The organism is Streptomyces boninensis (assembly GCF_048572725.1).
Taxonomy (GTDB): Bacteria; Actinomycetota; Actinomycetes; order Streptomycetales; family Streptomycetaceae; genus Streptomyces; species Streptomyces boninensis.
Genome location: NZ_CP183837.1, coordinates 1340466 through 1366118, shown reverse-complemented (window position 1 = coordinate 1366118; position 25653 = coordinate 1340466). Strand labels below are relative to the sequence as shown.

Here is a 25653-nt window from a genome sequence, read left to right as displayed (position 1 = left end):
GGGTGCGCTCGTTCTTGCTATGGGCGGCCGGTTCGCCGCGCAAGGGGGCGCGGCGTGCCTGTGCGGCTGGAAGGAGCACGAGCGATGGGCGAGGGGTACGTACGCATGACTGACACCGGCAGCCTCCCGGAAGAGGACCAGCCGGACCCGGCCGGTCACCACACACCCTTCCCGCCCGGCGGCGTGGCCGCGGGCAACGCTCCCGGGAGCGACCCGAGGGTGCCGGCACCTGACGGTGCCGCTCCGGCGGACGGCGGTGCGGCTCCGGCCGCCGGAAGCGTGGCCCCGGGGCACGGCGTTCCCGCCCAGGCGACGACCGGCCAGGACGAGGCCCAGGCTGCCGCTCAGGCCCACGCCGGCGCGCAGCCCGTCGGCGAGTCCCTCCGAGACCTGCCCGCGGGCGGCTACGACGCCGCGGCCGAGGGCTTCCAGCAGAGCGGCCAGGAAGACGACCTGCTGTACCTGCCGGGCGCCCAGGGCGCTTGGAGCGAACAGCCGCGCGGTACGGCTGCGGGGGCCGCCGGGGCGGCCGACGTGGGGAGCGATGCCGCGGTCGCGGCTGCGGGGGCCGCAGGTGCGGCCGACGCGGGGAGCGACGCCGCGGTCGACGCTATTGCTGACGCCATGACCGCCGCGGCTGCCCCCGGGGCGCAGCCCGCCGCGGCCGCCTCGGAGTCCGCCGCGGCAGCCTCGCAGTACGACTCAGCCGCGTCGCAGTCCGCCGCCGCGGCAGCCTCCGGTGCGCAGTCCGCCGCGGCCGGCGGCACGCCGCCCGGTGGAACGCCCACCCGTCGCCCGCTGCACCTCGGCCCGCCCGTGCCGGACCAGTCCAGCGGCGTGGTCCGCTCCCTCGCCGACCGCGGCCCGGCCCACGGCCGCCCGGCGCATGCCCAGCAGCCGACCACCCCCCACCCGGCCCACTCCGCCCACCCGGCCCCGGCCCACTCCGCCCAGCCAACGGCAGCCACCCCGCCCGCCGTCCACCTCACCGCAGTCCCCGACGGCACCCCACCTGAGGGCACCCCGCTCCCCGCCCCCACCCACCCGCAGCCACCCGCCCACCTGACCGCCGTACCCACCCCGGCGGCGGGAACCCCGACGCCCGGCACCCCGGCAGGGGGCATCCCGACGGCCGGCACTCCTGCGGCCGGCACCCGGGCACAGAGCGGCGAGGCCACGCCCGTGGCTGAGGCGGAGCCCACGCCGCAGGAACTCGCGGCACCGGACGGCACGCTGGGCACTCCGGCAGCCGGCACCCCGATCACGGCCACGGCAGCGCCCGCACCGCAGGCCGCCCAGGCGGCAGACTCCTCCCCGATCATGGCTACGGGAGAGGGCACCCCGGGCCACGGCATCCCGGCCATGGGTACAGGTACGGGTTCGACAGAGTCCACCCCTGGCCACGGCACCCCGGCGGCAGGCACCGCGGCGGGCACCCCGGCCCACGGCACACCCGCTCGGCACGGCGAGCTCGCCGGGCAGCCCGAAGCGGGGCAGTCGAACACCGCCCAGGCCACGCCGCCGCAGTCCTCGCCGAACGCCGCCCAGGGCGTCCCGTCGCAGCCGGCCCCCAGCGCGGTCCAGGCCGAGCCCGCACACCCGGGCACCGACACCCCGGCCGCCGGCCCGGGTTCGGCTGCCGACGCAGGCGCTGCCCACGGCGGCACAGCTCAGCCGACGCCGAGCGCCTCCCAGGCGGCCGAGTCCACACCCGCAGTCCTCGACGAACCGGCCACCAACCCGGATGCGGCGGCCGACGCGCACGCCGCCCAGGGCTCCGTGTCCCAGCCGACGCCCAATGCCGCCCAGGCGGAGCCCGCATCACCCGGCACCGACGCCCCGGCCGCAGGTGCCGGCGGCCGCGCCGCCCCGAGCATCCCCCCGCAGCCCGGCCCCGGCACCGCCCCGGACGACGGCGCAGCGACTCCGCCCGCCGGCGTACCCACACCTGAGGCGGCATCACCGGCCACCGCGGAGGACGCATCGCCGACCACCGCCGATGACGCCTCGCCGACCACCCCCGAGGCAGCCGCGAGCACCCCGCCCCGCGCGGCCCACGCCACCACTTCCCGCCGCGCCACCGGCGCCCACGCCCGCCGGACCGGCGACGCTGCTCCCCACGGGACCACGAACGCCTCGGCCCACGAGGCTGCGACCCCCTCCCACGACGCCGCGGACGCCCCGTCCCGCGAGGCTGCGGAGGCCCTCTCTCACGAAGCTGCGGAAGCCCTCCGCCGCGAGGCCGCGAGCGTCCCCTCCCACGAGACCGCGAGCGACCCGTCCCGCAAGTCCGCGAGCGACCCGTCCCGCGAGGCCGCGGAGGCCCTCTCCCGCGAGGCCGCGAACGTCCCGTCCCACGAGGCCGCGGACGTGGAAGCCCGCTCCCGTAAGGCCGCGGCCGATCCGTCAGACAAGACCCCGGACACCCCCTCCCACAAGGCTCCGAGCGATCGGGCCGCCCGAGCGGCGGGCCGGGCGGGAGCGGCCGGAGCGCGCTCGGCAGTCCAGCCGCCCCCGGCGGCCAACGTGCCCGCGACCCCCGTCCTCACCCAGCACACCCCCCACCCGCCGCCCGGTACCGCACCCGTCACCGGACCCGAGTACCTGGACATCGCCGGCATGGACCCCGACACCCTCCCGGGCCCCCAGCTCGGCCACATCCCCCCGCACCCCGAGACCTGGCAGGCCCAGCCCCAGGTCCCCCACCCCGCGGACGGCACCACAGAAGAAACGGTCCCTCCCGGCCCCGCCGTCGCCCCGACAGCAGACGCCGGTACTGCCGGGCCCGCCAGGGCAACCGGGACAGCCGCCGCCGGCTACCCCGACCCCGACCGCGAAGCCGTCCACCGCGTCATCCGCGAGCGCCGCGACATCCGTAACGGCTTCCGCTCCGACCCCGTCCCCCACGAGGTCCTCCTCCGCGTACTCGAGGCCGCCCACACCGCCCCGAGCGTCGGGCACTCCCAGCCCTGGGACTTCCTCGTCATCAAGAACGAGGCCACGAGACGCCGCGTGCACGAGCTCGCGGAAGCGCAGCGGGACGCGTACGCGCAGTCGCTCCCGAAGGGCCGCGCGAAGCAGTTCAAGGAACTGAAGATCGAGGCGATCCTCGACACTCCGGTGAACATCGTCGTCACCGCCGACCCCACCCGCGGCGGCCGCCACACCCTCGGCCGGCACACCCAGCCGCAGATGGCCCCGTACTCCTCCGCCTTGGCCGTCGAAAACCTCTGGCTGGCCGCCCGCGCCGAAGGCCTCGGCGTCGGCTGGGTGAGTTTCTTCGACGAGCGCGAGCTGGTCCAGGCGCTCGACCTCCCCGAGCACCTTGAGGTGGTCGCCTACCTCTGCGTCGGGTACGTGGACGAGTTCCCGGGCGAGCCGGAGCTCGTCCAGCAGGGCTGGTCGAAGCGCCGTCCGCTCGCCTGGGTCGTGCACGAGGAGTCGTACGGGCGCCGCGCCCTCCCCGGCGAGGACCCGCACGACCTCCTCTCCGAGACCCTGGAGCGGATCCGCCCGCTCGACGCCAAGGCGCTCGGCGAGGCCTGGGAGCGGCAGAAGCGGATGACGAAGCCCGCCGGCTCCCTCGGCATGCTGGAGATCATCTCCGCGCAGCTGTGCGGCCTCAGCCGCCAGTGCCCGCCCGCCGTCCCCGAGCCCGCCGCCGTCGCCATCTTCGCCGGCGACCACGGCGTGCACGCCCAGGGCGTCACCCCCTGGCCGCAGGAGGTGACCGGCCAGATGGTCGCGAACTTCCTCGGCGGCGGCGCCGTCTGCAATGCCTTCGCCGCCCAGGTAGGCGCCGAGGTCTGCGTCGTCGATGCGGGCGTCGCCAGCGAACTCCCGGCCACCCCGGGCCTCGTACCGCGCAAGGTCCGCGCGGGCACCGCCGACTTCACGCAGGGCCCGGCGATGACCCGCGACGAGGTGCTGCGCGCCGTCGAGGTCGGCATCGACACGGCCCGCGACCTGGTCACGGCCGGCAACAAGGCGCTGCTCACCGGCGAGATGGGCATCGCGAACACCACCTCCTCCGCCGCGATCATCTCCGTCTTCACGCAGATGGACCCGGCCGAGGTCACCGGGCGCGGCACCGGCATCAACGACGAGACCCACGCCCGCAAGGTCGAAGTCGTCCGCCACGCCCTCGACCTGCACAACCCGGATCCGGCCGACCCCATCGGCGTCCTCGCCGCCATCGGCGGCCTGGAACACGCCGCCCTCGTCGGCTACATCCTCGGCGGCGCCTCCATGCGCACCCCGGTGATCCTCGACGGCGTCAGCGCAGGCGCGGCGGCCCTCGTCGCCCGCGCCATCGCCCCCGAAGCCCTCGCCGCATGCATCGCGGGCCACCGCAGCTCGGAGCCCGGCCATGCCGCCGCCCTGACCAAGCTCGGCCTCCGCCCCCTGATCGACCTCGACCTGCGGCTGGGGGAGGGGACCGGCGCGCTGCTCGCGCTCCCGGTCGTCCAGAGCGCCGCCCGCGCGATGCGCGAGGTGGCGACCTTCGACGCGGCGGGGGTTACGGAGAAGGGCTGACCCCTCGGAAGCTGCTGACCCCGCGGAAGCTACAGCACGACCGTACGGCCGCCGCCCACCTCTCGGCGGCGGCCGTTCACCGTCACCGCCGACAGCCCCGGCGGCACGTGCAGCACCGTCCTCCGAGGCCGCGGCCCGCGCGTCGCGCCCTCGTACGCCACCTCCAGCCGCCCGCCCACCCGCCGCCACCGCAGGTCCACGGGCCCGTACCGCGTCGGCATCCGCTCGAAGCGCGTCTCCCGCCCGTCGCTGACCCACGCGAGCGGGCACAGCCGCAGCAGGTGCAGTTCGCCGTCCTCGATCTCGTCGTCGACCACCGCCATCCGCGCGCACCACATCATCAGCGGCGCGACGAAGACGGTGCCGTACATGCCGTGCCGGTGCTCGCCGTTGATGTACGTATCGGGGGCGATGCCGCCCGCGAACAGGCTGTACATGCCCTCCAGGAAGCGAGCGCGGTCGCCGAGCTGCCAGGAGTGCGGGACGTTCCAGGAGTAGCAGGGCTCGCCGGAGGCCATCTCGTGGCGGAGGACGGCGCGGTCGAGGGGGTTGCCGCGCGGTTCGAAGCGCAGCCGGGCGTTGGGGCCGACGCGGAAGTAGTCGGCGAAGGGCTTGAGCAGCGGGTCGTCCGCGCGCATCAGGCCCGACCAGACAAGGAAGAGCGGGCCGGTGTCCATCATGCCCATCTCGCTGAAGGCGTCGTCCAGGTGCCGGTCCACGGCGCGGGGGAGGATCGGGTGCGTGCCGCCGTCGGGGTGCTTCCAGGTGGGCTCCTTGGCCGCCCGCTCCCGGTAGGCCTTCACAAAGGTCCGGTGGTACGAGTCCCGCAGCTCCGCGAACTCCGCTGCCCTGGCGTGCCCGGTCCGCCGCAGCAGCTCCACCGCGCTCGTCAGCCCCCGGTAGTGCCAGCCGAGCCCCCAGATCGACTGCGCCTGTGAGCCGGCGTCATCCACCGTGCCGGGCGGCAGCAGCCCCTTCACCCCGTCGTGGTCGCTCTGCGCGCACGCGTCCTTGATGAAGTCGCAGCCCGCCACGATCGCGTCGGTCCAGCGCGCGATGAACTCCTCGTCCCCGCTGAGCAGCCCGTGATACGCGGCGGTGTGCAGGATCGCGCCGTGGTCGGACAGCCAGTCGAACTTCCAGTCCGGCGGCACCAGCTGCCGCGGCACGCCGAGATAGCCGCGGTGTTCCTTGTACGCGTCCCCCGCGGGCTTCACCTCGCCCTGGTGCTTGCGGAACAGCTCGATGTGCCGGTCCACGACGTCGTGATGGCCGAGCAGGTCGAGGAACATGTGGCTGATCATCGAGGTGGGCGTGCCCCACAGCACGTCATAGCCGTACGCCCCGGAGAGGAAGGAGTACTCGCCGGTCACCGGGGACTTCTCGGCGATGGTCTCGGCGAAGCCGACATTGCGCGCGATGGCCTCGTTCACGTACGGCTCAGGGGTGCGCACCGTCGCCGCCGTCTTCGGCCGCTCGCTCCAGAAGCGCTCCGCCTCCGCCAGCGCCCCCTCGTAGCCGAGCCGCAGCTCGCGGTCGAACTCCTCCCGCGGCTGGGCGGTCATGGCCACCAGCAGGTCCGCGTGCGCGCCCTCCTCGGCGGGGAGGACGGACGCGAGGTTGTAGATCCGCTCGCCGTCCTTGGGCCGCGTGAAGCGCACCGCGCCGCCGTTCTCCGCGGGCAGCGCGGCCATCCGTACGCCGGCCTTGTCGCCGATCCTGAGCCCGCCGCCGTCGAGTCCGTCCGCGCTCCACTCGGTGGGCAGCTCCTGTTCCTTGACGGCGTCCAGCACCATCCAGTCCTGGTGGAAGGACGGGATGCGGTGCTTCATGTACGTCTTGGTCAGGCGTACGGCCATGGGGAAGCTCTTCGGCGCCTTTCGCGGGTCCACGTGCTCCACCCGGAAGCGCACCCAGGCGTACAGCGGCTCGTCGCCCTTCTCGACCGCCTTGCCGCCCTTGACGTGAGCGAAGACGTACTGCCTGATGACCAGGCCCTCCTGGAGCCGCCATTCGGTCCACAGCACGGGCGCGGCGTGGTCCTCCTGCCACCCCTGCAGCCCCGCGCCCAGGTCGCGCTGATAGACGCGGTACTCCTCGCGCTTGGGGTGCAGTTCCGGCTCGGGCCACGGGTAGACGCCCGGCTCCGGCCACGGGCGGGTGGTGAGCTGGAAGCCCTGGCCTAGGTACGGCTTGACGCTCTCCCGGGGGCCGTTGAGGGCCACGCCCGGCTCGCAGAAGAGGCTGCCGGTGTAGAGCACGCTGAACTTGTGGATGTGGTCCCGCCACCCGACCGGCGTCCATACGCCGCGCGGCTGCGGCCACCACAGCCGGGCCAGCTCGATGTCGGGTTCCCGCGGGGGAGGGGCCGGCGGCTCCGCGGCCGACGCGGTCGGCGCGGTCACCGCGCCCCCGGCCACCACTGCGCCGCTCACCTGCAACATCCGCCGCCGCGAGACGGTCCCGGTCATTGCCGCACCCCCTGGGGTATCTTCGAAATATCAGAGATAGTTCCGAATATGCGTAATGATGGTAGGGGTGCGGGCTCGCGGGCCACAAGACATAGGGTTTGGCTTACCCTCGTCCCCCTCTGCAGGAGAGCGCGCACCGCCATGACCGAGCAGCGTCCTGACCTCGTCCCTTATCCCGTCGGCCTGCGCCTCGCCGGACGCCGCGTCGTCGTGCTCGGCGGCGGGCAGGTCGCCCAGCGCCGGCTGCCCGCGCTGCTGGCCGCCGGCGCGGACGTCACGCTCGTCTCGCCGTCCGCGACCCCGTCGGTCGAGGCGATGGCCGACGCCGGCGAACTGGCCTGGGAACGCCGCCCGTACCGCGACGGCGACCTCGCCGGGGCCTGGTACGCGCTCGTCTGCACCCGCGACGCCGAGGCCAACGCCGCCGCGTCCGCCGAGGCGGAGCGGGAGCGCGTGTGGTGCGTACGGAGCGACGACGCCGAGTCCGCCACCGCCTGGACCCCGGCGACCGGGCGCAGCGAGGGCGTCACCGTCGCCGTACTCACAGGGCGTGACCCGCGGAGGTCTGCGGCGGTCCGAGACGCTGTCGTCGAAGGTCTTCGCGACGGGACTTTGGTCGCGCCCCGGCATCGCGCTCGTACGCCCGGAGTGGCCCTGGTCGGCGGCGGCCCCGGCGACCCCGACCTGATCACGGTCCGCGGCCGCCGCCTCCTCGCCGAGGCCGACGTCGTCATCGCCGACCGGCTCGGCCCGCGCGACCTCCTCGACGAACTCCCGCCGCACGTCGAGGTGATCGACGCGGCGAAGATCCCGTACGGCCGGGCCATGGCCCAGGAGGCCATCAACAACGCGCTCATCGAGCACGCCAAGGCCGGCAAGCAGGTGGTCCGCCTCAAGGGCGGCGACCCCTTCGTGTTCGGCCGCGGCATGGAGGAGGCCGAGGCCCTCGCCGCGGCGGGCATCGCCTGCACCGTCGTCCCCGGGGTCACCAGCGCGATCAGCGTCCCGGGCGCCGCCGGGGTGCCGGTGACGCACCGCGGCGTGGCGCACGAGTTCACCGTGGTCAGCGGGCACGTCGCGCCCGACGACGAGCGCTCCCTGATCGACTGGCAGGCCCTCGCGGGCCTCACCGGCACCCTCGTCCTGCTGATGGCCGTGGAGAACATCGGCGCCATCGCCGCCAAGCTGATGGCCGGCGGCCGCGGCGCCGACACCCCCGTCGCCGTCATCCAGGAAGGCACCATGGCCGCCCAGCGCCGCGTGGACGCCACCCTCGCCACGGTCGGGGAGACGGTAAGGGCCGAGGGCGTCCGCCCGCCCGCCGTCATCGTCATCGGCGAGGTCGCAGCCCGCGGTACCGACGGGTAATCGATCCCCCCGCGCTCGTTGGCACTTCGCGGCTGGGAAGGCAGTATCACCCCTGTGGCCGAACTCATCACGATCGACGACCCCGAAGACCCCCGGCTCGCCGACTACACCGACCTGACCGACGTCGAGCTCCGGCGGCACCGCGAACCGGCCGAGGGCCTGTTCATCGCCGAGGGCGAGAAGGTGATCCGGCGCGCCAGGCTCGCGGGTTACGAGATGCGCTCGATGCTGCTGTCGGCGAAGTGGGTCGACGTCATGCGGGATGTCATCGACGAGGTCCCGGCGCCGGTCTACGCGATCGACCCGGCGCTCGCCGAGCGGGTGACGGGCTATCACGTACACCGCGGCGCCCTGGCGTCGATGCAGCGCCGCCCGCTGCCGGACCTCTCGGAGCTGACCACCGGCCCATTCCACCGCCTCGCCATCTTCGAGGACATCGTCGACCACACGAACCTCGGCGCCGCCTTCCGCTCCGCCGCGGCCCTCGGCGTGGACGGCGTGCTGCTCACCCCGCGCTGCGCGGACCCCCTCTACCGGCGCGCGGTGAAGGTGTCGATGGGCACGGTGTTCCAGGTGCCCTGGACCCGTATCACGCCCTGGCCCGAGGGCCTGGAGACGCTGCGGGCGGCGGGCTTCACGACGGCGGCGCTGTGCCTGAGCGAGAAGTCGGTCCCGCTGGAGGAGCTGGCGGCCCGCCGCTACGACAAGCTGGCGCTGCTGGTGGGGACCGAGGGCGACGGACTGACGACGGACGCGCTGCGGGCGGCGGACGAGTGGGTGCGGATCCCGATGGCGGGGGACGTGGACTCGCTGAATGTGGCGGCGGCCGCGGCGGTGGCGTTCTACGCGACGCGGCGGGCGTAGCGGCCGGATCGCGGAAGATCGTCAGGCCCGGCACCCCCGCTTCACTCAAAAATGTACAACTCCCTTTGACGGGCAGCGTGTCCCGCGCCACCTGCATGTTTGTCGGGTTCTCTGGCGGGGTTACTGCTAACTCGAAAGGGACCCCCATGCAGCTCCGAGGAGCCGTTTCCGGGGCGATCGTCAGCGCCCTCGCAATGGGCTTGACCGTCGCCGGCTCAACCACCGCTCATGCCGACACCCCCGGCACCGTCACCGCCCCCGACCAGCTCTCCGTACGCTCGGAGCCCACCACCGCCTCCGCGCGGCTCGGCACGTACCGGGCAGGCCAGCGGCTGTCGATCAAGTGCCGGACGAACGGCGAGATCGTGTACGGCAACAGCGGCTGGTACGAGCTCGAAAGCCGCGCCGGCTATGTCGCCTCGCATTACGTGTCGGCCGACAGCCCCGTCCCCGCCTGCGGCCCGCCGGGAGAGCGCGGCCCCAAGGGAGCGCGCGGGCCGGCGGGCGAGGACGGCGAGGACGGCAAGAAGGGCGCGACGGGTGCGCAAGGCCCGCAGGGCGACAAGGGAGACAAGGGCGACCAGGGAGAGAAGGGGGCCAAAGGCGAGAAGGGTGCCCAGGGCCCGCAGGGCGTCCAGGGCGTCCAGGGCGAGAAGGGCGACACCGGGCCGCAGGGCAATCCCGCCATCCCGGACACCCAGTTGGCGACCGAGAAGGTGACGCTGACGAAGGACCAGGAGGAGGAGGTCGTGGCGAAGTGCCCCGAGAGCCACCCGCGGGTGCTCTCCGGCGGCTACCACTACAGCCGCGACCCGATCGCCGGCGCGGCGTACGAGGTGACGGCCAGCATGCCCACCACGGAGAACAAGCCGGGCGCCTGGCTGGTGTCGGTCGTCGCCGACGAAGACGACGCCCCCTTCACCGGTTACGCCCTCTGCTCGAAGTAAGAAACAGGAGGGGGATGCGGCGGCCCGCGTACGCAAAACGCGGGCCGCAGGCCTACGTCGGCCCCTGGCACCCCTGCGCGGCCGCGATCCCCAGCGCCACCACCACCGTCACCAGCACAAACACAATCAGCCGCTGCCGCAGCAGCCGGCTGTCCGCGCCGCCGCCCTGGCGCCGGGCGGCGCCGGGTGCCGCGGCCTTGGGGCTACGGCCCGGGGCCCGGGGAGCGGGCGGGCGGGAGCTGTTGGTGCCCGGGCCGCCGGTCCGGCCGCCGTTCGTGCGCGAGGCGCCGGTGCGCGAGCCGCTCGTACGGCTGCCGCGGGCCGCGGGCCCGCGGGTGCCGGAGCCGCGTAGGGGTCGCGCGGGGCGCTGCGCGGTGCCCCGGCCGGTCGCGGCCGAGGGCGGCACCGAGGGCTCGGGCTGCCGCTCGGTCGGGCGCGCAGGAGACGGGATCTCGGCCGCCTGCACCTGCCGGCTCTCCGCCGGCGCCGCGCCCGCGCCACGCGCCTCCCGCGCCGCGATCTCCTTCAGCCGCACCGACAGCTGCAGGGTCGTGGGCCGCTCCGCCGGGTCCTTCGCGAGGCACGCCAGCAGCAGCGGTGCCAGCGCGGCCGGCGCGCCGTGCAGCTGCGGCTCCTCGTGTACGACGCGGTAGAGCATGACCTCCGAACTGCCCTGTCCGAAGGGCGAGTCCCCGGTCGCCGCGTACGCCAGCGTGGCGCCCAGCGAGAAAACGTCACTCGCCGGCTTCACGGCGACCCCCCGCACCTGCTCGGGGGAGAGGAACCCGGGCGACCCGACCGCCGTGCCCACGTGCGTGAGCGTGGACGCGCCCGTGGCCCAGGCGATGCCGAAGTCGATGATCCGCGGGCCCTTGGGCGACAGCAGAATGTTGGACGGCTTCAAGTCCCGGTGTACGACCCCGGCCTCATGCACCGCGACGAGCCCCTCGGCGAGCGCGGCGCCGATCGCGGCCACCCGGGCCGGCGGCAGGACGCCCTCCTCCTGCACCTTGTCGTGCAGCGAGGGCCCGGGCACATACTGCGTGGCGAACCACGGCCGGTCGGCGTCCAGATCGGCGGCGACGAGCCGCGCCGTACAGCCGCCGCGGATCCGCCGCGCGGCGGACACCTCGCGGGCGAACCGCGACCGGAACTCCTGGTCCTCCGCCAGATCGGGCCGGATCACCTTCAGGGCGACCCGCTGGCCGCGCCGGTCGGAGCCGAGATAGACGACGCCCATCCCGCCCGCGCCGAGCCTTCGATGAATGCGGAACGACCCGACAGCCCGCGGATCCTCGCGCCGGAGCCGCATCATCGCCATCAACCGTCCCCTGCCTGCCCTGACAAACCAGTTCGCCCATCGTTGTGCTGCCCCACAGCTTACGGACTTGACGCCGCTTCGCGCTGAACAGGCGCCACATGTACGGCCCGCGCCGCCGCTCGAATGTCAGTGCCGGGTGGGATCCTGGAAGGGTGGGCGAGGCCAATACGCGGCGTCAGAAGGGGGATTGAGTATCGATGAAGGGAGACCGGGTGGAGATAGTCGTGGACGCGGGGGACACGACGCGCACCTACCAGATGGTGGCCTCCCGGGCGGGCCGCCGGGTGGAGACGTCGGTGCGCCGCGGGGTGGTCGAGGTGAGCGAGGTCACGCGCAGCGGATCCGTGGTGCGCACGGCCCGATTCATGGCGACGCGGGTGCTGGCGCTGGTGGAACACCCCGTTCCGCGGGCGGACGAGTCCGAGCAACCCCTGGGGGATGTCCCCAGGACGTAGGTCCTCTTCTCCAACTACGGGAGTAGCCGAGTGGGCCCGGGGTCATCCTCCGGGAGGCCCGGGATTCAGTACGCGGGCATGACGTCTGACGAGATTCCCGGGCCTAATGTTGTTGTCAAGCGGCGGGTGCAGCACTCGTCCCCCGAGGTCAGACGCCCGCCGCCCCAGAATCGGACAGGAGAGCAGCATGACGTTCTACACACCGGAGCGCCACGGCTCCCGGACCCCCGGGCAGACGGTGGCCCACGGGGCCCGGGCAGTCGCCGGCTTCGGCGTGCAGCCGTCGGGCCGACGCCACCCCGCGGTGGCGGTGGCCATGGTGCTGCCCCTGGCGATCCTTCTGGCCGTCGTCTTCGGCGGTTGGGAAGCGGTCGTCACCAATGCGTCGTCCGTGGCCGGTCTTATGGGGCGCTAACACGCTTCTAGGTCCGGGAGAGCGGCCCGGGCCGGGGACAGCCGGCTGACAACCCCGTGGGGACGGGGGTGCGGCGGACGGACGGAAAGGACCCGGGCAGCAGGGGAGCTGCCCGGGTCCTTTGCGTTGCGCCGTGCGGCGGGCTGGGGCGATACGGGGCGGGTCGGGCGCGGTGCGAGTTGCGCTGCCCGGCGCGATCGGCCTCCGGCCGGGGGGATCCGCCTCCGGCGAGGTGATCGCCAGGCCCGGGCGCGTATCGTCTGGGTCGTGCAGGCAGACCTCGCTCGACGGCTCCGTGGTCCCGCGGAGGTCATATCCGACCGGTCCGATGGTGTCGTCCTGGGGGATGACGACGTCGTGGTGAAGGCGCACGGCACGGATGCGAGCGCCCACGACCTGGGCGCCCGCTTGGCGATCGCCGCGCATCCCCTCCTCCGCGGCATCCTTCTCCCGCCGCTCCCCGCCCCGCAGGAACCGCTGGACGGGCGGATCGTCACCGCTTGGCCGCGCGGCGCGACGGTGGATCCCGAGGACCCCGATGCCGCGCCGTGGGAGGCGGCCGGGCGGCTGCTTGCCCGGCTGCACCGGACGCCGGTCGGGGAGCTGCCGGGGCCCGTGCCGCCCATGCGGGGCCCCGCGAAGGTGGCCCGCGCCCTGGAGCGGCTCCGCGCCGCCGCCGCCGCGGATTGCGCGACCGCCACCCCCGTCCTCCAAGCCGCCGCCACTCTCCCCGCCTGGGTACGAGGCGAGGCCCCGCCCCCGCCCTCCCACACCCTCTGCCACGGCGACCTCCACCTCGGCCAGTTGGTCCGTCACCCCCGGCCCGACGGCCCCTGGCTCCTCATAGACGTAGACGACCTCGGCCTCGGCGACCCCGCCTGGGACCTGGCCCGCCCAGCGGCCTGCTACGCGACCGGACTCCTCATCCCGGAGGACTGGAGCGCGCTCCTCAACGCGTATCAAGAAGCAGGCGGCCCAGCCGCGGGCGGCCCGCCCGGCAACCTCTGGCCGGACGCCGTCGACCTGCCCGCCCGCGCCCTCACCGTCCAGCTCGCTGCCCTCTCCCTCGCCCGCGCGGCCCACGCACAGCGCGAACCGGACGACATCGAGCGCGACCTGGTCGAAGGCTGTGTCCGTATTGCCGCAATGCCCGCCGGTCCAGGGGAGCGGGATACGCCATAGGCTGTCCGGACCATCGCCGGTTTCTCAGGGAGTTGAGGCGAAACCATGCAGTGTCCCAAGTGCCGTGCGCCCATGCACACGTACAACCGCAACGGGGTCCAGATCGAGCAGTGCAGCGGCTGCCGCGGGATCTTCCTCGACTACGGCGAACTCGAGTCGCTCACCCGCCTCGAGTCCCAGTGGCAGCAGCCCGCCCCGCCCCCGCCCCCGGCCGCCCACGGCGGCGGCTACGCGCAGCCCGCACCGGCACCGGCGTGGGGCCACGGCGGACATGGCGGCCACTACGGCCACGGTCGCCGCAAGAAGGGCTTCGGCCACATGCTCTTCTCGTCCTGAGCGAGCACGGCACACGACAAAGGGCCCGGGTCATCGACCCGGGCCCTTGCCTGTGTGGTGCGCGATACTGGGATTGAACCAGTGACCTCTTCCGTGTCAGGGAAGCGCTCTCCCGCTGAGCTAATCGCGCGGGGCTTGCGAGAAGGAATACTTCCATGCCCTGACCTGCGTTGCAAGTCCATGATCACCAACGCCCTGAGCTGGTCGCTCAGTCCAGGTTCAGCTCGTACTCGACCTGCTCGACCGGCGTGCCGTCGCCGAAGTCGTAGGTCCGGGTCGCGCCGGACTCGGCGAAGCCGCGCTTGACGTAGAACCGGCGGGACTGCGGGGTGTCCCGCAGCGTCCAGAGGTGAACGCGCCGGAAGCCGCCCTCCCGGAGCCTGTCGATGGTCGCGGTCATGAGCGCGGCGGCGATGCCGCTGCCCCAGCCGGCCGGATGCCCGTAGCAGCCGATGATCTCCGCTGACCCGGCGTCCGCCGGTGACGGCCCGAAGTAAGAGAAGGCCAGCGGCTTGCCGCCGAGCGCCGCCAGCATGACGGTGGTCTCGGGCTCGGCCAGCCTGTCGTGCCACTGCCCACGCCGCCGCTCGACCGCCGCGACAAAGAACTCCGCCCCGAAGAAGCCCGCGTAGGCAGCCTTCCAGGACTCGGCATGGACCTCGCCCACCGCGTCCCCGTCGTGCGGGCCGGCCACGTACACGCTGATGTCGCTGTTCACAGGGTGACCCTACGAGGAGCTCCGCTCCCGAAGGAAGAACACTCGCAAATTGGTCGAAGAGGTGTCACCCTTCCGGTATGCGTATGCGCTGATGGGGAATTCGCTCTTGAATCTAGACAGGCGGAGATTCGCATGGAAGCTGTATCGCAGTTTCGGTTGCTCAGAGTGCACGAAAATCTAATTTCTCAGGAACTGCAGAACGCTCGACGCTGTGTTCATCAGAAATATTCGCGAGGGTGGCAAGGGAGATTGACCGAAGATGAGCGTTCTAGTGTGAATCGTGCCCTCTCGACGATGGATGTGGCTGGGTTCTACTGCCGGTCTTCCCAGATGGGAGAACTATCGATGGCTGGCTGGCGAAGCCGAAGAGTGTCTGAGGAGGAGGGGTGTGAATGTTGAGCAACTCGCGGCGCCGAGGCCCATCACGCCTGACGTCGACCCGCCGACCCTCGGCGGCTGAAATGCAGGGCGGTGGCGGGCTATTCGCTGCGGTGGGATTCGCCTTCGGATGGGTGTACCCATCTCAGGCTGCAATTCACGAGATGGCGCACCGGAAAATCCGGCGAGCTCTTCGCGCCTTTCTTGCCGGCGTCGGCATCGCAGCGGTGCTCGGCTGCACTGCTGACGGCGGCGCGACTGGTAAATCCGATCCGCCCCGACGCTCGGTGACGACTGGGGCCAGCCCGGAAGGGACCCCCAGCGAGACTCCGTCGCCCACCAAGCCCCCGGCCCCGGCCCCAACACCGGCCCCGATGACCGCGCGGCTCACCATCCCGGCCATCGGCCTCGAGGGCCTGCGCGTCATCCCCTACCAGGGGACGACCGACGACTGGCCGGGCACCCGGATCCAGAATCGCGGCGACGGCGCCAGTCCGTACGGCAAACGCGGTGGCGTCGGGCCAGGGCAGGTCGGCAACTACCTCGTCACCGCCCACCGTCTCTCCGCCGGCGGTCCGCTGCGCCGGCTGCCGGAGCTGGCCGAGGGGGAGCCGGTTCATGTGACGGCGGGCGGGAAGCGCTATGAGTACGAGATCACCGACAGTCGGCGCACCTCGTTCCGTTCGGCGCGGTCGCTCGCCGAGCAGCGGGCCGCTGTCCCGGGGCGCCCCGGCGAGCGGCCCACCCAGGCGATGATCACCGTCTCCACGTGCCTGACGCCCGAGGACGACGCGGCCGGGAACTTCTGGCGCGACGACAGGGGCAACCCCGAGCATCGCATCGACAAGATCGGCGTGCTGACCGCCACCCGGGCGGCCCCGGGCACGTGAAAGAGGCTGTTCCCGGAGCCCGGAAACAGCCTCTGACCTGCGTGGACGATACTGGGATTGAACCAGTGACCTCTTCCGTGTCAGGGAAGCGCTCTCCCGCTGAGCTAATCGTCCGTGAGGTGGAGACGGGATTTGAACCCGTGTAGACGGCTTTGCAGGCCGTTGCCTCGCCTCTCGGCCACTCCACCACATCGAGGGCTCGACAGGCCCCCTTCGAGCGGACGACCGGGTTCGAACCGGCGACCTCAACCTTGGCAAGGTTGCGCTCTACCAACTGAGCTACGTCCGCGCTGTCAAGATCCAGTAGGCGCTGTCCGCGCCCCTGCTGACGTCATGAACTGTAGCGGATTCCGTCCCCAGCTCAAATTCCGTTTCACCCGTCCTAGACTCGTTGCGTGCCCGACCTCCCGCCCTTGGCCCGCTTCGGCGGCGTGACCGCCACGGATCTCCGTGACGTCACCACGGACCCCGCAGCGCTGGACTCCAGCGGCTGGTGGGCGGTGGTCGCGGACTTCGAGGGCAAGATGCTGTGCGCGCGCTTCGGGGATGTACGGACCGCGTCCACACCGCCCGCCCCCACCGCGCGCCGCTGGCGCGGCCCCGACCCCGCCGCCTGGCGGTCCTCCCTCGACCGCGAGGCGTACATCGCCGGCGTCCGCCGCATCCGCGAGCACATCGCCGCCGGCGACGTCTACCAGGCGAATCTCTGCCGCGTGCTCACCGCGCCCCTCCCGGACCCCGAAGCCGCCGACGTGGACGCCCTCACCGGCCTCCTCGCCCGCGGCAACCCCGCCCCGTACGCGGGCACCGTCCGGCTCCCCGCGCACGGCGTCGAGGTCGCCTCCGCCTCGCCCGAGCTGTTCCTGCGCCGCGACGGGCGTGTCGTCAGCTCCGGGCCGATCAAGGGCACCGGCCACACCGCCGCCGACTTCGGGGAGAAGGAGCGCGCGGAGAATGTGATGATCGTGGATCTGGTCCGCAATGACCTCGGCCGCGTCTGTGCCACCGGCTCCATCACCGTCCCGGCGCTCTGCGCCGTGGAGGAGCACCCGGGGCTCGTCCACCTCGTCTCCACCGTGCGCGGCGAGCTCGCCCCCGGTGCCGGCTGGCCGGAGCTCTTCGACGCCACCTTCCCGCCCGGATCGGTCACCGGAGCTCCCAAGTCGAGCGCCCTGCGCATCATCGACGCCCTGGAGACCGCGCCGCGCGGCCCGTACTGCGGCGGCATCGGCTGGGTCGACGCCGACCGCGGCACCGGCGAACTGGCGGTCGGCATCCGCACCTTCTGGATCGATCGCGCCGCCGTGGGCGGGCCCGCCCTGTGCTTCGGGACCGGCGCCGGGATCATCTGGGACTCCGACCCCGAGAAGGAGTGGGCGGAAACCGAGTTGAAGGCGTCGCGGCTGCTCGCGGTAGCGTCAGGGGCGTACGCGACCACCGGAGGAACGCACCACTCATGAAGATCTGGCTCGACGGCGCCCTGCGCGAGGCTGCCGACGCACGTGTCTCCGTCTTCGACCACGGCCTCACGGTGGGCGACGGCATCTTCGAGACCGTCAAGGCGACCGACGGACGCCCCTTCGCCCTGACCCGGCACCTCGACCGGCTGTCCCGCTCGGCGGCCGGGCTCGGCCTGCCCGCGCCCGACCTGGACGAGGTACGGCGCGGCTGCGCCGCCGTGCTCGAGGCGAACCCGATGCCGCTCGGCCGTCTCCGCATCACGTACACGGGCGGCCTGTCCCCGCTCGGCTCCGACCGCGGCGACACCGGACCCACCCTGGTCATCGCCCTCGGCGCGGCCAAGCGCCGCCCCGACACGACGGCCGCCGTGACCGTGCCCTGGACCCGTAACGAAAACGGCGCCCTGACCGGCCTGAAGACGACGTCGTACGCGGAGAACGTCGTCGCCCTCGCCCGCGCCCACCAGGCCGGCGCCACCGAGGCGCTCTTCGCGAACACCGCCGGCCGGCTCTGCGAGGGCACCGGCTCCAATGTCTTCGTCGTCCTCGACGGCGCGCTGCACACCCCGCCGCTGGCCTCCGGCTGCCTCGCCGGGATCACCCGGCAGCTGGTCGTGGAGTGGACCGGCGCGCGCGAGACCGACCTGCCGCTGTCGGCCCTGCGCGAGGCCGAGGAGGTCTTCCTGACCTCGTCGCTGCGCGACATCCAGGCCGTGCACCGCGTCGACGACCGCGAACTCCCGGGCCTGGCGGGGCCGGTGACCGCCAAGGCGATGCGCGTCTTCGACGAGCGGTCCGCGGCGGACATCGATCCGTAGGATCCGCAACAAGCGCTCCGAGGGAGCCGCTCACGAGCGAGGGGGAGCCATGACGACGACGCTGCGGCCCGCCGGGCCGGAGACCCGCGAGGACGGCGGGGTGCGGCGCAGATCGTACGAGGTGTGCGTCAACGGCCGCCCGGTGGGCGCCCTCGCGCTCGCCACCCACCCCGTCTTCGGCCCCTCCGCAGGGCGCATCGAGGACCTGCGCATCGACGAGCCCGACCGCCGCCGCGGCCGCGGCACGGTGGCCGCGCTCGCGGCGGAGGAGGTGCTGCGCGGCTGGGGCTGCGGACGCATCGAGATCTCCGTGCCGGCAGCCGCGGGGGCGGGCCTGGGACTGGCCGGCGCGCTCGGCTATATCGAGCGCAGCCGCAACATGATCAAGCAGCTGCCGGCCACACCCCCGGACCTCCCGGAGGGGTCCTACTCCCGCCCGATGACCGGGGCGGAGTACGACATCTGGGCGGCCCACGCGGTGGCGGAGTTCGCGCGGGAGTGGAGCGAGCGCGGCGTGCCGGAGGCCGAGGCGCGCGCGAAGGCCGAGCGCGGCAATGCGGAGGCGCTGCCGGACGGCCTCGACACCCCGGGCATCTACATGGGCGTGCTGGAGCACGCCGGGACTCCCGTCGGCATCCTCTGGATCGACCCGGCCACCTCGCACGACCCGGCCGTCCCCTGGGTCTACGACGTGGAGGTCAAGGAGGGCCACCGCGGCCGCGGCCACGGCCGCACGCTGATGCTGCTGGCCGAGCGGGTGGCGCTGGCCACCGGCGCCGACCGCCTCGCCCTCAACGTCTTCTCCGGCAACCTCCCGGCGCTGAACCTCTACCAGTCACTCGGCTACGAGCCGACCTTCCGGCACCTGTACAAGCCCCTGCTCTAGCGGCTCAACCGGCCAGCAGCCCGTCCGCGATCTCCTCGATCCGCGCCCGCAGCCCCGTCTGGTCCTTGCTGCCGTCCAGGATCTTCCCGCCGATCTCGTACGTCGGCGTGCCCTTGACGCCCACCGCCCGGCCCTCGGCCTCGTCCGCGTCCACGGCGAGGAAGTGCCGGCCGTCCACCAGCGCGGTCTCCATCTCGTCCGCGTCCAGACCCAGCTCGCGGGCGACCTCCAGGAGCACCGGCTCGCCCTGCGCCGCCAGATCCTGCACCCGCGCCAGCACGGCCTCCACGTACGGCCACGCGGTCGCCTCCCCGCGCTGCGCCCCGGCCTCCTCGGCCGCCTGCGCGGCGGCGACGGCGTGCTTGTGCTTGTCCAGCGGGAAGTGGCGCAGCCGGATGTCGAGCCGGTCGCCATAGCGCTCGCGCAGGGCGCGCAGATCGGCGAGCGCCGTGCGGCAGTCGGGACACTGCAGCTCGCACCAGACGTCCAGGGTTACGGGGGTGATAGCGGGGTCGCTCATGGCCGCAAGTCTGTCATCGACTGGCACCTGGGTAGGACCCGTGACCCCGACATGTCCCTGAGACCGGGATAGACCATGGCAGGCCGGACCCTCGCGGGTGCAGGATGGAGACATGTTCACCACGACCGTGTGTGCCGCTCTGTCCGCAGCGGGCCTGGCCATCGCCCTGCTGACGGCCTACCGTCGCCGCTTCCTGCGGGCGACCAAGATCGCGGCCCTGTCGCTGCTGCCGGTCGGCCTGGCGATGGCCGGCCTGGTGAAGCTCTTCGGCAAGGTCGGCAAGGCGACCGGCGACTGGGCCACCGACCTGGTCTTCAAGCCGACGGTCTGGGCGGGCTTCGGCGTGCTCGCGATTGCCGTGGTGCTGTGGGTGATCGCCCGCATCGCGAGCGGCCGGGCCCCGACCCGTAAGGAACGCAAGGCCGCGAAGGCCGCGGCGCGCCGGCCCGCCGCCGAGCCGGGCGCCTCGGCCCCGGCGATCGCGCCCGCGGCGAAGCCGGCCGGCAAGAGCTCGGCCGCGGGATCCGGCTCCGGCGAGGACTTCTCCGATATCGAGGCGATCCTCAAGAAACACGGGATCTAGTGGACTGCCCACGATCGTGGGCGTGTTGACTGATGGCGCGGCCCCGGCTGCGCCATCATCGGCCCCGTCATGAGCACAGAACCCAACGCCGCCCCCGCGCCGCACTCCGAGCGGGGCTGCCTCTTCGCCCTGTCCCAGCCGCCGCTGATGCTGTTCCTGACCGTAGTCGGCGGGCTGATCTTCCTGACCGCGCTGCACGACCTCATTCCGTGGTGACGCCGGTGACGCCGGCCTCCGGCCGCTCGGCCTCCCGCCGCCGGGCCCGGTACGCGGCGACGTGCAGACGGTTGCCGCAGGTGCGGCTGGAGCAATAGCGGCGGGAGCGGTTACGGGACAGGTCCACGAAGGCGAGGCCGCAGTCCGGCGCCGTGCACCGGCGCAGCCGCTGGTGCTCCCCGTCGGCGACCAGGAACGCCAGCGCCATGCCGCCGTCCGCCGCCAGGTGCTCGGCGAGCGTGGCGCCGGGGGCGAAATAGTGGACGTGCCAGTCATAGCCGTCGTGGTCGGTGAGCTGCGGCGTGGTGCCGGCGCTCGCCACGAGGTCGTTGACCAGCGCGGCCGCGGCGCGGGTGTCCGCGGCGGCGAAGACCTGCTCGAAGCGATCGCGCACGGCCCGTACGGCGGTGAGATCCGCCTCGTCCAGGGAGCGGGCGCCGCTGATGTCATGCCGCGTGACGAAGCCGCGCAGCTGGGTCAGGCCGTCCAGCGGTGCGTTGAGCAGATCCGTGACGATCTCCAGGGACAGCCTGGTGTCGTGGTTGATCAGCACGGGTTTCGCTCCCCCTGGGCCGGTTCGGGTCGCCAGTGGGTACGAGCCTACGGCAGCACGGCGCCGTCACCGTGGCGTATCCGCCATGAAGGCGGCGCCGTGTGCCGCGGTATTCGGTTGTCCGTAACCGCGCCGTCGCCCCGAGTTCGGACGGCGCGGCCCGCGCCTCAGCTCTCCGCGAGGATGTGGGAGAGCTCGGTGTCGAGGTCGAAGTGCCGGTGTTCGGTGCCCGGCGGCACGGCGGCGTCTGTTCGCTTCAGGAACGACTCCAGCGCGCGTGCGGGCGCTTCCAGCAGCGCCTCGCCCTCCGGGCTGCTCAGGGCGATGCAGACGACGCCCTGACCGTGGCTGCGGGACGGCCAGACCCTCACGTCACCGGTGCCCGTGGGGCGGTGCAGCCCCTCGGCGAGGAGATCGCGGGCGAACACCCATTCGACCGTTTCCTCGGCTCCGGTGTGGAAGGTGGCGTGGACGGCGTAGGGGTCGGCGGTGTCGTATCGCAGACCGGCGGGGACAGGCAGGGATGACTCGCTCGACACAACGAGGCGCAGGTGCAGCTCACAGCTGACCGTGGTGTTCATAAGCGCCAGGGCCTTTCGCTCAGTGTGCGCTCGGGGATTCGCACGTCGGCGAAGTCGACATGCCACCTACCGGGGGGTTGTAAACCCCTCTGACGGTTTTGTGATGATTCAGGGCCTTCGTATGGCCTAGTGGTGGTCTGTGCCATTGGGCCATTCCGGTGAACTTCCCGGGTCGGGTAGTTTGGGCTGCATGAATGCGGAGAGTAACGGAGACATAGGTTCCGGTAGGGGAGGCGCGGCCGATGGCGCGGTGTCGGAGGGGGACCTTGACTCCGGTGGGGTGAAACAGAAGGACGAGCGGATCTCGCGGGCGCCGCAGTTCGTGCAGTCCCGCCGGGCGCTGCACCTCAGCTGGCAGGTCGGGGTCTTCGTGGTGGGCCTGGCCGTGGTGGTCGCGGGGATCATCATGCTGCCGCTGCCGGGGCCCGGCTGGGTCGTGATCTTCGGCGGCATGGCGATCTGGGCGACCGAGTTCGTGTGGGCGCGCCTGGTGCTGCGCTGGACGAAGCGGAAGGTCACGGAGGCGGCGCAGAAGGCGCTCGATCCGGCGGTGCGGCGGCGGAACATCATCCTGACATCGGTCGGGGTGACGATCTGCGCGGTGCTGCTGCTGGCGTACCTGTCGAAGTACGGCTTTGAGATGCCGTGGAACATCGACCGCTGACCGTCGGCGTAAGCACGGCCTGACATGCGGTAATGTTGGGCCCGCACCCGCGCGATTAGCTCAGTGGGAGAGCGCTTCGTTCACACCGAAGAGGTCGCTGGTTCGAACCCAGCATCGCGCACATGAAAACGAGGGGCGTCGGCTCAGGCCGGCGCCCCTCGCTGCATCGGTACCGGTTCCGGAGTGTGTGGGTCGTCGGGGCCCCGGGCGAGGCCGTGTACGAGGTGCTGGCGCGGGCCGAGGAGTACCCGGCCTGGTGGCCGCAGGTGCTCGAGGTGCGGCGGATCGATACGAGCTCGGGGACGGCGGCCTTTCGGTCCTTGCTGCCGTACACCTTGCGCGTGGGTGCGCGGGAGGCGCGGAATGATCCGGTGGCCGGGGTGCTGCAGATCGATATGAGCGGGGATCTGGAGGGGTGGGCGCGGTTCACCGTCGGGCCGGACGGGCCGCGTACGCGGGTGGTCTTCGAGCAGGAAGTGGTCGTGCACAAGCGGCTGTTGCGGTGGCTGGCGGTGCCCGCGCGGCCGCTGCTGCGGGCCAATCACGCGTGGATGATGCGGGGTGGGCGGCGCGGGCTGCGGAATCGGGTTTGAACCGCAGGCCTCCGGACCTGTATTGTTCACGTCGCTGCGGGCGATTAGCTCAGTGGGAGAGCGCTTCGTTCACACCGAAGAGGTCACTGGTTCGAACCCAGTATCGCCCACCCGTAGCAGAGGGCCCGCGAGGGCCCTTTTTGCTGTTCAGAGCGTCGTTTACGCCGCGTCCGCCAGGCCGCCGGTACGCACCGGCCACGCCGGATCGCAGGTCTCCGTCGAGCCGGTCCGGGTGAACCACGACTGCAGGCCGCGGGCCTGTGCCGCGTGCCAGATCGCCTGCCGGGTGTGCAGTTCCGCCGCCGTCATCTCGCCGAGCCGCTCCGTGTACTGGCGGCCGATCGCCCGCACCAGCTGCAGCGCCGCCCGGGCGTCCGCCGCCGCCTCGTGCGCCTCGGACAGCTCCACCCCGTACTGCCCGCACAGGTCGCCCAGCGTGCGGCGGCCCTTGCGGTAGCGGTCCAGGTGCTTGTCCATGACGTACGGGTCGAGGACGCACAGCGGGGCCGAGCCCAGGTACGAGCCGAGCGACGAGGCGCGATGGCGGCGCAGTTCGCGGTCGAGGATGGTCAGGTCGAACGGCGCGTTCATGATGACCAGCGGCACCCCCGCCGCGCACTGCGCGGCCAGCGCCCGGCCGACCTCCTCCATCACCGGCGCCGGCCAGCGGCCGAACTGCTGCAGATGGAGGTTGGACAGGCCGTGTATCGCGGTGGCGGCGCTCGGCACCTCGACGCCCGGCGAGACCAGCCAGGACGTGGTGCGCGGCGCGGCGTTGGCGTGGGTCTGCACGACGAGCGCGGCGGACACGATGCGGTCGTTCTCGACGTCTATGCCCGTGGTTTCGGTGTCGAATGCTGCGAGTGCGCCCTCGTGCCAGAGTGCGATCTTCTGCACGGTGGACTCCCTGTGTTCATAAGCGAGTTGATGGGTTCGTGTCCGTACCACTTTGTGATACCCCACGAGTACGCTCCGTGAACGAGTGCTGTTTGAGCAGGAGTTGGCGGGGTCACAACCTCAGTGGAGAGTTGTTCGAACTGGCACACCCCGGAAGGCAGTCGCAGCGATGGCGCTGGCGCAGCCGGAACCCGGCGGGCTGCTCGCACCCTCGCGCGGAAGTCTCGCCACGACGGCATGTATGGAGACGATGCAGGTCGGTTACCTGCATGCGGTGGCGGCCGCGGCCGGCTGCTCGCTGGCCCAGCCCTTTCCCGACTACGGGATCGACTGGCATGTCAGCCACAGCGCCCCCGGACCGGGGCACGCGGTCGACGACGAGGTCACGATCAAGGTGCAGCTGAAGTGCACCTATCAGGTGCCGCCGCGCGCGGCGGGCAAGCCGTTCTCGTTCACCCTCGACAACGCGCACCTGACGAAGCTGGCGCGCACGCCGGTGAGCGTGCACAAGATCCTGGTGGTGATGCTTGTGCCGCGTACGCAGGAGGATTGGCTGCGGGCCGCGCACGATCGGCTGGAGCTGCGGCACTGCTGCTACTGGATCAATCTGGCCGGTCACCCGGTGACGGGACGGAACCGGACCACGGTCCGGATACCGGCGAACCGGATCTTCGACGACCGGGCGCTCTGCGAGATCATGACGCGGGTCGGGGCTGGGGGTAAACCGTGAGCGCGTTGAGTGTGGTGAGCGGCTTCGGCGGGCCGGACCCGCGCGCGGTGGACCCGGGAGTGCTGAGCGCGCTGCTCGTACGGCACGGGTGGCGGTCGCACGGGGGCACGGCGGCGCGCGGCTACGCGCGGTGGACGCCGCCGGCGGGCGGCCCCGGGGGCGTCAGCCTGCTGGTGCCCGCCGACCGGGCGTATCCCGACTGCGACGACCTGCTGGCGGAGGCGCTGACCGCGTTAGGGCGCAGTGCGGTGCCCTCGGCCGCGGAGATCCTGGTGGCGCTCGCCGCGCCCGCCGACGAGGTGCGGTGGGAGCGGGGCTCGCCGTCCGGCGCGGGGTGGCCGGGGGAGGAGCAGTTACGGGCCGGGGCCCGGGCGATGCTGGTGGCCGCGGCGCTGGGCGTACGGGAGCGGGCCGGGTATCACGGGGCGCGGCACCGGGTGTGGGCGGCTGATGAGATGGGGCGGGTGGTCATCGGCCCGGGGGGCTTGGACGGCGTGCGTGGCGGGGCGCGGCTGACCGCGTTCGTGCCGGCGCCGGCCGGGCGGGCGGCGGTGGGGGTGCTGGTGCGCTCGCTGCATGCCGTACGGGACGCGGCCGACTACGCGCGGGCGACGGGCGGCATGGAGGCCTTTGACGCGGCCGTGGAGCTGGGGGCGTGCGCGGAGCTGACGGGCGCGGTGGTGGCGCTGGTCAGGGGGACGGACGGGGCGCGGGTGAGCGTGGCCTGGGCGCCGGGGGTGGGGGTGCCGGCGGGGTTCGCGGAGCGGCCGGAGCCGGTGGAGTTCACGCCGGGGGATCTGGATCTGCTGCGGCGGGCCGGGCAGCGGTACAAGCGGGATGAGCCGTCGTATCCGGTGCGGGTGACGGGGGTCGTGGTGCGGCTGCGGCGGCGGTCGGCGGCGGGGGACGGGGATGTGCGGCTGCGAGTGATCGCGGGGGCGGAGGTGGCGCAGGTGCGGTGCGTCCTCGGGGAGGACGCGTACCGGATCGCGGGGCATGCGCACCTGGTCGGGATGCCGGTGCGGGTGAGCGGGCGGCTGGAGAGCCGCGGCGGCTTCCGGCGGGTGACGGGGGTGTCGGAGGTGGTCCCGGTGGAGGTGGACGAGGCGGAGCGGGACCGGGCGCTGAAGTCGCTGCACGAAAATCTGGACTTCTTCGAGGATGCGTGCGGCGGCTGACGCCGCCGGGTGCTCGCGGGGTGGGCGGGGCTTTGGGGCGTGGGCCGGGCTGGGGTTCCACGACACCACCGAAAAAACGTGGTGGTCGGGTCG

At 72.8% G+C, this 25653-nt stretch carries 25 protein-coding genes and 6 tRNA genes; 20 read left to right on the top strand and 11 right to left on the bottom strand.

The genetic code is table 11. From position 1 onward, the window contains the following. The first annotated feature begins 105 nt into the window (after nucleotides 1–105). On the top strand, nucleotides 106–4536 hold the full coding sequence (cobT, locus tag ACNNMR_RS06130) for a nicotinate-nucleotide--dimethylbenzimidazole phosphoribosyltransferase (RefSeq protein ID WP_419993491.1): 4431 nt from the start codon (nucleotides 106–108) through the stop codon (nucleotides 4534–4536). Between the two features lie 29 nt (nucleotides 4537–4565). Here the strand turns inward: cobT and ACNNMR_RS06125 are convergent, their stop codons facing one another. After that, nucleotides 4566–7007 (bottom strand): hypothetical protein, encoded by a 2442-nt coding sequence (locus tag ACNNMR_RS06125; protein ID WP_419993490.1) that lies wholly within the window; start codon nucleotides 7005–7007, stop codon nucleotides 4566–4568. Between the two features lie 141 nt (nucleotides 7008–7148). On the opposite strand from ACNNMR_RS06125, the gene cobA reads away from it, so the two are divergent. The 3 genes from cobA (at nucleotide 7149) to ACNNMR_RS06110 (ending at nucleotide 10186) form a co-directional block, all read left to right on the top strand. Next, on the top strand, nucleotides 7149–8375 hold the full coding sequence (gene cobA / locus ACNNMR_RS06120; protein ID WP_419993489.1) for a uroporphyrinogen-III C-methyltransferase: 1227 nt from the start codon (nucleotides 7149–7151) through the stop codon (nucleotides 8373–8375). Between the two features lie 54 nt (nucleotides 8376–8429). Further along, nucleotides 8430–9239 carry a TrmH family RNA methyltransferase gene (locus ACNNMR_RS06115; protein ID WP_419993488.1) on the top strand — a complete coding sequence of 270 codons (810 nt, stop codon included), beginning with the start codon at nucleotides 8430–8432 and terminating at the stop codon, nucleotides 9237–9239. Nucleotides 9240–9385: 146 nt separating this feature from the next. After that, on the top strand, nucleotides 9386–10186 hold the full coding sequence (locus ACNNMR_RS06110; RefSeq protein ID WP_419993487.1) for an SH3 domain-containing protein: 801 nt from the start codon (nucleotides 9386–9388) through the stop codon (nucleotides 10184–10186). A 52-nt stretch (nucleotides 10187–10238) separates the two neighbouring features. Here the strand turns inward: ACNNMR_RS06110 and ACNNMR_RS06105 are convergent, their stop codons facing one another. After that, a complete protein-coding gene (locus ACNNMR_RS06105; RefSeq protein WP_419993486.1) occupies nucleotides 10239–11507 on the bottom strand; it encodes a protein kinase domain-containing protein in 1269 nt (422 codons plus the stop codon). A 197-nt stretch (nucleotides 11508–11704) separates the two neighbouring features. On the opposite strand from ACNNMR_RS06105, the gene ACNNMR_RS06100 reads away from it, so the two are divergent. The 4 genes from ACNNMR_RS06100 to ACNNMR_RS06085 all read left to right on the top strand — a co-directional run bounded on the left by ACNNMR_RS06100 (nucleotide 11705) and on the right by ACNNMR_RS06085 (nucleotide 13895). Beyond that, nucleotides 11705–11962 (top strand): hypothetical protein, encoded by a 258-nt coding sequence (locus ACNNMR_RS06100; RefSeq protein ID WP_419993485.1) that lies wholly within the window; start codon nucleotides 11705–11707, stop codon nucleotides 11960–11962. 187 nt (nucleotides 11963–12149) lie between these two features. Further along, nucleotides 12150–12377 (top strand): hypothetical protein, encoded by a 228-nt coding sequence (locus ACNNMR_RS06095; RefSeq protein WP_419993484.1) that lies wholly within the window; start codon nucleotides 12150–12152, stop codon nucleotides 12375–12377. A 267-nt stretch (nucleotides 12378–12644) separates the two neighbouring features. Continuing rightward, nucleotides 12645–13559, top strand: a complete 915-nt coding sequence (locus ACNNMR_RS06090; protein WP_419993483.1) for a phosphotransferase family protein — start codon at nucleotides 12645–12647, stop codon at nucleotides 13557–13559. A 45-nt stretch (nucleotides 13560–13604) separates the two neighbouring features. Further along, entirely contained in the window at nucleotides 13605–13895 is a 291-nt protein-coding gene (locus ACNNMR_RS06085) for a zf-TFIIB domain-containing protein (RefSeq protein ID WP_419993482.1), read from the top strand. A gap of 55 nt (nucleotides 13896–13950) precedes the next feature. On the opposite strand, the gene ACNNMR_RS06080 is transcribed toward ACNNMR_RS06085, so the two are convergent. Beyond that, nucleotides 13951–14025: transfer RNA gene (locus ACNNMR_RS06080), tRNA-Val, on the bottom strand. A gap of 78 nt (nucleotides 14026–14103) precedes the next feature. Next, complete coding sequence (locus ACNNMR_RS06075) at nucleotides 14104–14613, bottom strand: N-acetyltransferase family protein (RefSeq protein WP_419993481.1); 510 nt, start codon at nucleotides 14611–14613, stop codon at nucleotides 14104–14106. A gap of 542 nt (nucleotides 14614–15155) precedes the next feature. Here ACNNMR_RS06075 and ACNNMR_RS06070 point away from each other — a divergent pair. Further along, nucleotides 15156–15881 (top strand): class E sortase, encoded by a 726-nt coding sequence (locus ACNNMR_RS06070; RefSeq protein WP_419993480.1) that lies wholly within the window; start codon nucleotides 15156–15158, stop codon nucleotides 15879–15881. Nucleotides 15882–15923: 42 nt separating this feature from the next. Here the strand turns inward: ACNNMR_RS06070 and ACNNMR_RS06065 are convergent. From ACNNMR_RS06065 to ACNNMR_RS06055, 3 genes are all read right to left on the bottom strand, one after another. Beyond that, nucleotides 15924–15995 (bottom strand) — tRNA-Val (locus ACNNMR_RS06065). Between the two features lie 3 nt (nucleotides 15996–15998). Next, nucleotides 15999–16069: transfer RNA gene (locus ACNNMR_RS06060), tRNA-Cys, on the bottom strand. A gap of 28 nt (nucleotides 16070–16097) precedes the next feature. Continuing rightward, a tRNA-Gly gene (locus tag ACNNMR_RS06055) sits at nucleotides 16098–16170 on the bottom strand. 106 nt (nucleotides 16171–16276) lie between these two features. Here ACNNMR_RS06055 and ACNNMR_RS06050 point away from each other — a divergent pair. Genes ACNNMR_RS06050 through ACNNMR_RS06040 form a run of 3 tightly spaced genes read left to right on the top strand, consistent with a single transcriptional unit; the run spans nucleotide 16277 to nucleotide 19045 of the window. Next, nucleotides 16277–17341 carry a chorismate-binding protein gene (locus ACNNMR_RS06050; protein ID WP_419993479.1) on the top strand — a complete coding sequence of 355 codons (1065 nt, stop codon included), beginning with the start codon at nucleotides 16277–16279 and terminating at the stop codon, nucleotides 17339–17341. After that, entirely contained in the window at nucleotides 17338–18159 is an 822-nt protein-coding gene (locus ACNNMR_RS06045) for an aminotransferase class IV (RefSeq protein ID WP_419993478.1), read from the top strand. The genes ACNNMR_RS06050 and ACNNMR_RS06045 overlap by 4 nt, the downstream gene beginning before the upstream one ends. Nucleotides 18160–18208: 49 nt before the next feature. Further along, nucleotides 18209–19045 carry a GNAT family N-acetyltransferase gene (locus ACNNMR_RS06040; protein ID WP_419993477.1) on the top strand — a complete coding sequence of 279 codons (837 nt, stop codon included), beginning with the start codon at nucleotides 18209–18211 and terminating at the stop codon, nucleotides 19043–19045. Nucleotides 19046–19049: 4 nt separating this feature from the next. On the opposite strand, the gene ACNNMR_RS06035 is transcribed toward ACNNMR_RS06040, so the two are convergent. Continuing rightward, nucleotides 19050–19565, bottom strand: a complete 516-nt coding sequence (locus ACNNMR_RS06035; protein ID WP_419993476.1) for a DsbA family protein — start codon at nucleotides 19563–19565, stop codon at nucleotides 19050–19052. 112 nt (nucleotides 19566–19677) lie between these two features. Between ACNNMR_RS06035 and ACNNMR_RS06030 the strand changes: the two genes are divergently transcribed. Beyond that, on the top strand, nucleotides 19678–20148 hold the full coding sequence (locus tag ACNNMR_RS06030; RefSeq protein ID WP_419993475.1) for a hypothetical protein: 471 nt from the start codon (nucleotides 19678–19680) through the stop codon (nucleotides 20146–20148). A gap of 69 nt (nucleotides 20149–20217) precedes the next feature. Beyond that, on the top strand, nucleotides 20218–20364 hold the full coding sequence (locus ACNNMR_RS06025) for a hypothetical protein (RefSeq protein ID WP_419993474.1): 147 nt from the start codon (nucleotides 20218–20220) through the stop codon (nucleotides 20362–20364). Here the strand turns inward: ACNNMR_RS06025 and ACNNMR_RS06020 are convergent. Continuing rightward, entirely contained in the window at nucleotides 20351–20917 is a 567-nt protein-coding gene (locus ACNNMR_RS06020; RefSeq protein WP_419993473.1) for a CGNR zinc finger domain-containing protein, read from the bottom strand. The genes ACNNMR_RS06025 and ACNNMR_RS06020 overlap by 14 nt on opposite strands. Before the next feature lie 167 nt (nucleotides 20918–21084). Next, nucleotides 21085–21498, bottom strand: a complete 414-nt coding sequence (locus tag ACNNMR_RS06015; RefSeq protein ID WP_003959770.1) for an SsgA family sporulation/cell division regulator — start codon at nucleotides 21496–21498, stop codon at nucleotides 21085–21087. 190 nt (nucleotides 21499–21688) lie between these two features. Here ACNNMR_RS06015 and ACNNMR_RS06010 point away from each other — a divergent pair, with 190 nt between their 5' ends. From ACNNMR_RS06010 to ACNNMR_RS05995, 4 genes are all read left to right on the top strand, one after another. Next, nucleotides 21689–22162: a TIGR02611 family protein gene (locus ACNNMR_RS06010; RefSeq protein WP_419993472.1), complete on the top strand. Its 474-nt coding sequence runs from the start codon at nucleotides 21689–21691 to the stop codon at nucleotides 22160–22162. A gap of 49 nt (nucleotides 22163–22211) precedes the next feature. Then, a tRNA-Val gene (locus ACNNMR_RS06005) sits at nucleotides 22212–22283 on the top strand. 1 nt (nucleotide 22284) lies between these two features. Next, nucleotides 22285–22755 carry an SRPBCC family protein gene (locus ACNNMR_RS06000; protein ID WP_419993471.1) on the top strand — a complete coding sequence of 157 codons (471 nt, stop codon included), beginning with the start codon at nucleotides 22285–22287 and terminating at the stop codon, nucleotides 22753–22755. 38 nt (nucleotides 22756–22793) lie between these two features. Beyond that, a tRNA-Val gene (locus ACNNMR_RS05995) sits at nucleotides 22794–22865 on the top strand. Nucleotides 22866–22914: 49 nt separating this feature from the next. Here the strand turns inward: ACNNMR_RS05995 and ACNNMR_RS05990 are convergent. Next, nucleotides 22915–23643: an exonuclease domain-containing protein gene (locus tag ACNNMR_RS05990; protein WP_420000272.1), complete on the bottom strand. Its 729-nt coding sequence runs from the start codon at nucleotides 23641–23643 to the stop codon at nucleotides 22915–22917. Nucleotides 23644–23821: 178 nt separating this feature from the next. Between ACNNMR_RS05990 and ACNNMR_RS05985 the strand changes: the two genes are divergently transcribed. Both ACNNMR_RS05985 and ACNNMR_RS05980 read left to right on the top strand, forming a co-directional pair. After that, nucleotides 23822–24382: a DUF4365 domain-containing protein gene (locus tag ACNNMR_RS05985; protein WP_419993470.1), complete on the top strand. Its 561-nt coding sequence runs from the start codon at nucleotides 23822–23824 to the stop codon at nucleotides 24380–24382. Then, nucleotides 24379–25560 (top strand): hypothetical protein, encoded by a 1182-nt coding sequence (locus tag ACNNMR_RS05980; RefSeq protein WP_419993469.1) that lies wholly within the window; start codon nucleotides 24379–24381, stop codon nucleotides 25558–25560. Before ACNNMR_RS05985 ends, ACNNMR_RS05980 begins: the two co-directional genes overlap by 4 nt. Nucleotides 25561–25653 lie beyond the last annotated feature (93 nt).

Coding starts and splice junctions, on each gene's coding strand:
- ACNNMR_RS06010 (WP_419993472.1), top strand. CDS start 21,689: ATGAATGCGGAGAGTAACGGAGACATAGGTTCCGGTAGGGGAGGCGCG.
- cobT (WP_419993491.1), top strand. CDS start 106: ATGACTGACACCGGCAGCCTCCCGGAAGAGGACCAGCCGGACCCGGCC.
- ACNNMR_RS06015 (WP_003959770.1), bottom strand. CDS start 21,498: ATGAACACCACGGTCAGCTGTGAGCTGCACCTGCGCCTCGTTGTGTCG.
- cobA (WP_419993489.1), top strand. CDS start 7,149: ATGACCGAGCAGCGTCCTGACCTCGTCCCTTATCCCGTCGGCCTGCGC.
- ACNNMR_RS06000 (WP_419993471.1), top strand. CDS start 22,285: ATGAAAACGAGGGGCGTCGGCTCAGGCCGGCGCCCCTCGCTGCATCGG.
- ACNNMR_RS06100 (WP_419993485.1), top strand. CDS start 11,705: ATGAAGGGAGACCGGGTGGAGATAGTCGTGGACGCGGGGGACACGACG.
- ACNNMR_RS06045 (WP_419993478.1), top strand. CDS start 17,338: ATGAAGATCTGGCTCGACGGCGCCCTGCGCGAGGCTGCCGACGCACGT.
- ACNNMR_RS06125 (WP_419993490.1), bottom strand. CDS start 7,007: ATGACCGGGACCGTCTCGCGGCGGCGGATGTTGCAGGTGAGCGGCGCA.
- ACNNMR_RS06095 (WP_419993484.1), top strand. CDS start 12,150: ATGACGTTCTACACACCGGAGCGCCACGGCTCCCGGACCCCCGGGCAG.
- ACNNMR_RS06070 (WP_419993480.1), top strand. CDS start 15,156: ATGGCGCACCGGAAAATCCGGCGAGCTCTTCGCGCCTTTCTTGCCGGC.
- ACNNMR_RS06085 (WP_419993482.1), top strand. CDS start 13,605: ATGCAGTGTCCCAAGTGCCGTGCGCCCATGCACACGTACAACCGCAAC.
- ACNNMR_RS06040 (WP_419993477.1), top strand. CDS start 18,209: ATGACGACGACGCTGCGGCCCGCCGGGCCGGAGACCCGCGAGGACGGC.
- ACNNMR_RS06110 (WP_419993487.1), top strand. CDS start 9,386: ATGCAGCTCCGAGGAGCCGTTTCCGGGGCGATCGTCAGCGCCCTCGCA.
- ACNNMR_RS06025 (WP_419993474.1), top strand. CDS start 20,218: ATGAGCACAGAACCCAACGCCGCCCCCGCGCCGCACTCCGAGCGGGGC.
- ACNNMR_RS05985 (WP_419993470.1), top strand. CDS start 23,822: ATGGCGCTGGCGCAGCCGGAACCCGGCGGGCTGCTCGCACCCTCGCGC.
- ACNNMR_RS06105 (WP_419993486.1), bottom strand. CDS start 11,507: ATGGCGATGATGCGGCTCCGGCGCGAGGATCCGCGGGCTGTCGGGTCG.
- ACNNMR_RS06030 (WP_419993475.1), top strand. CDS start 19,678: ATGTTCACCACGACCGTGTGTGCCGCTCTGTCCGCAGCGGGCCTGGCC.
- ACNNMR_RS06035 (WP_419993476.1), bottom strand. CDS start 19,565: ATGAGCGACCCCGCTATCACCCCCGTAACCCTGGACGTCTGGTGCGAG.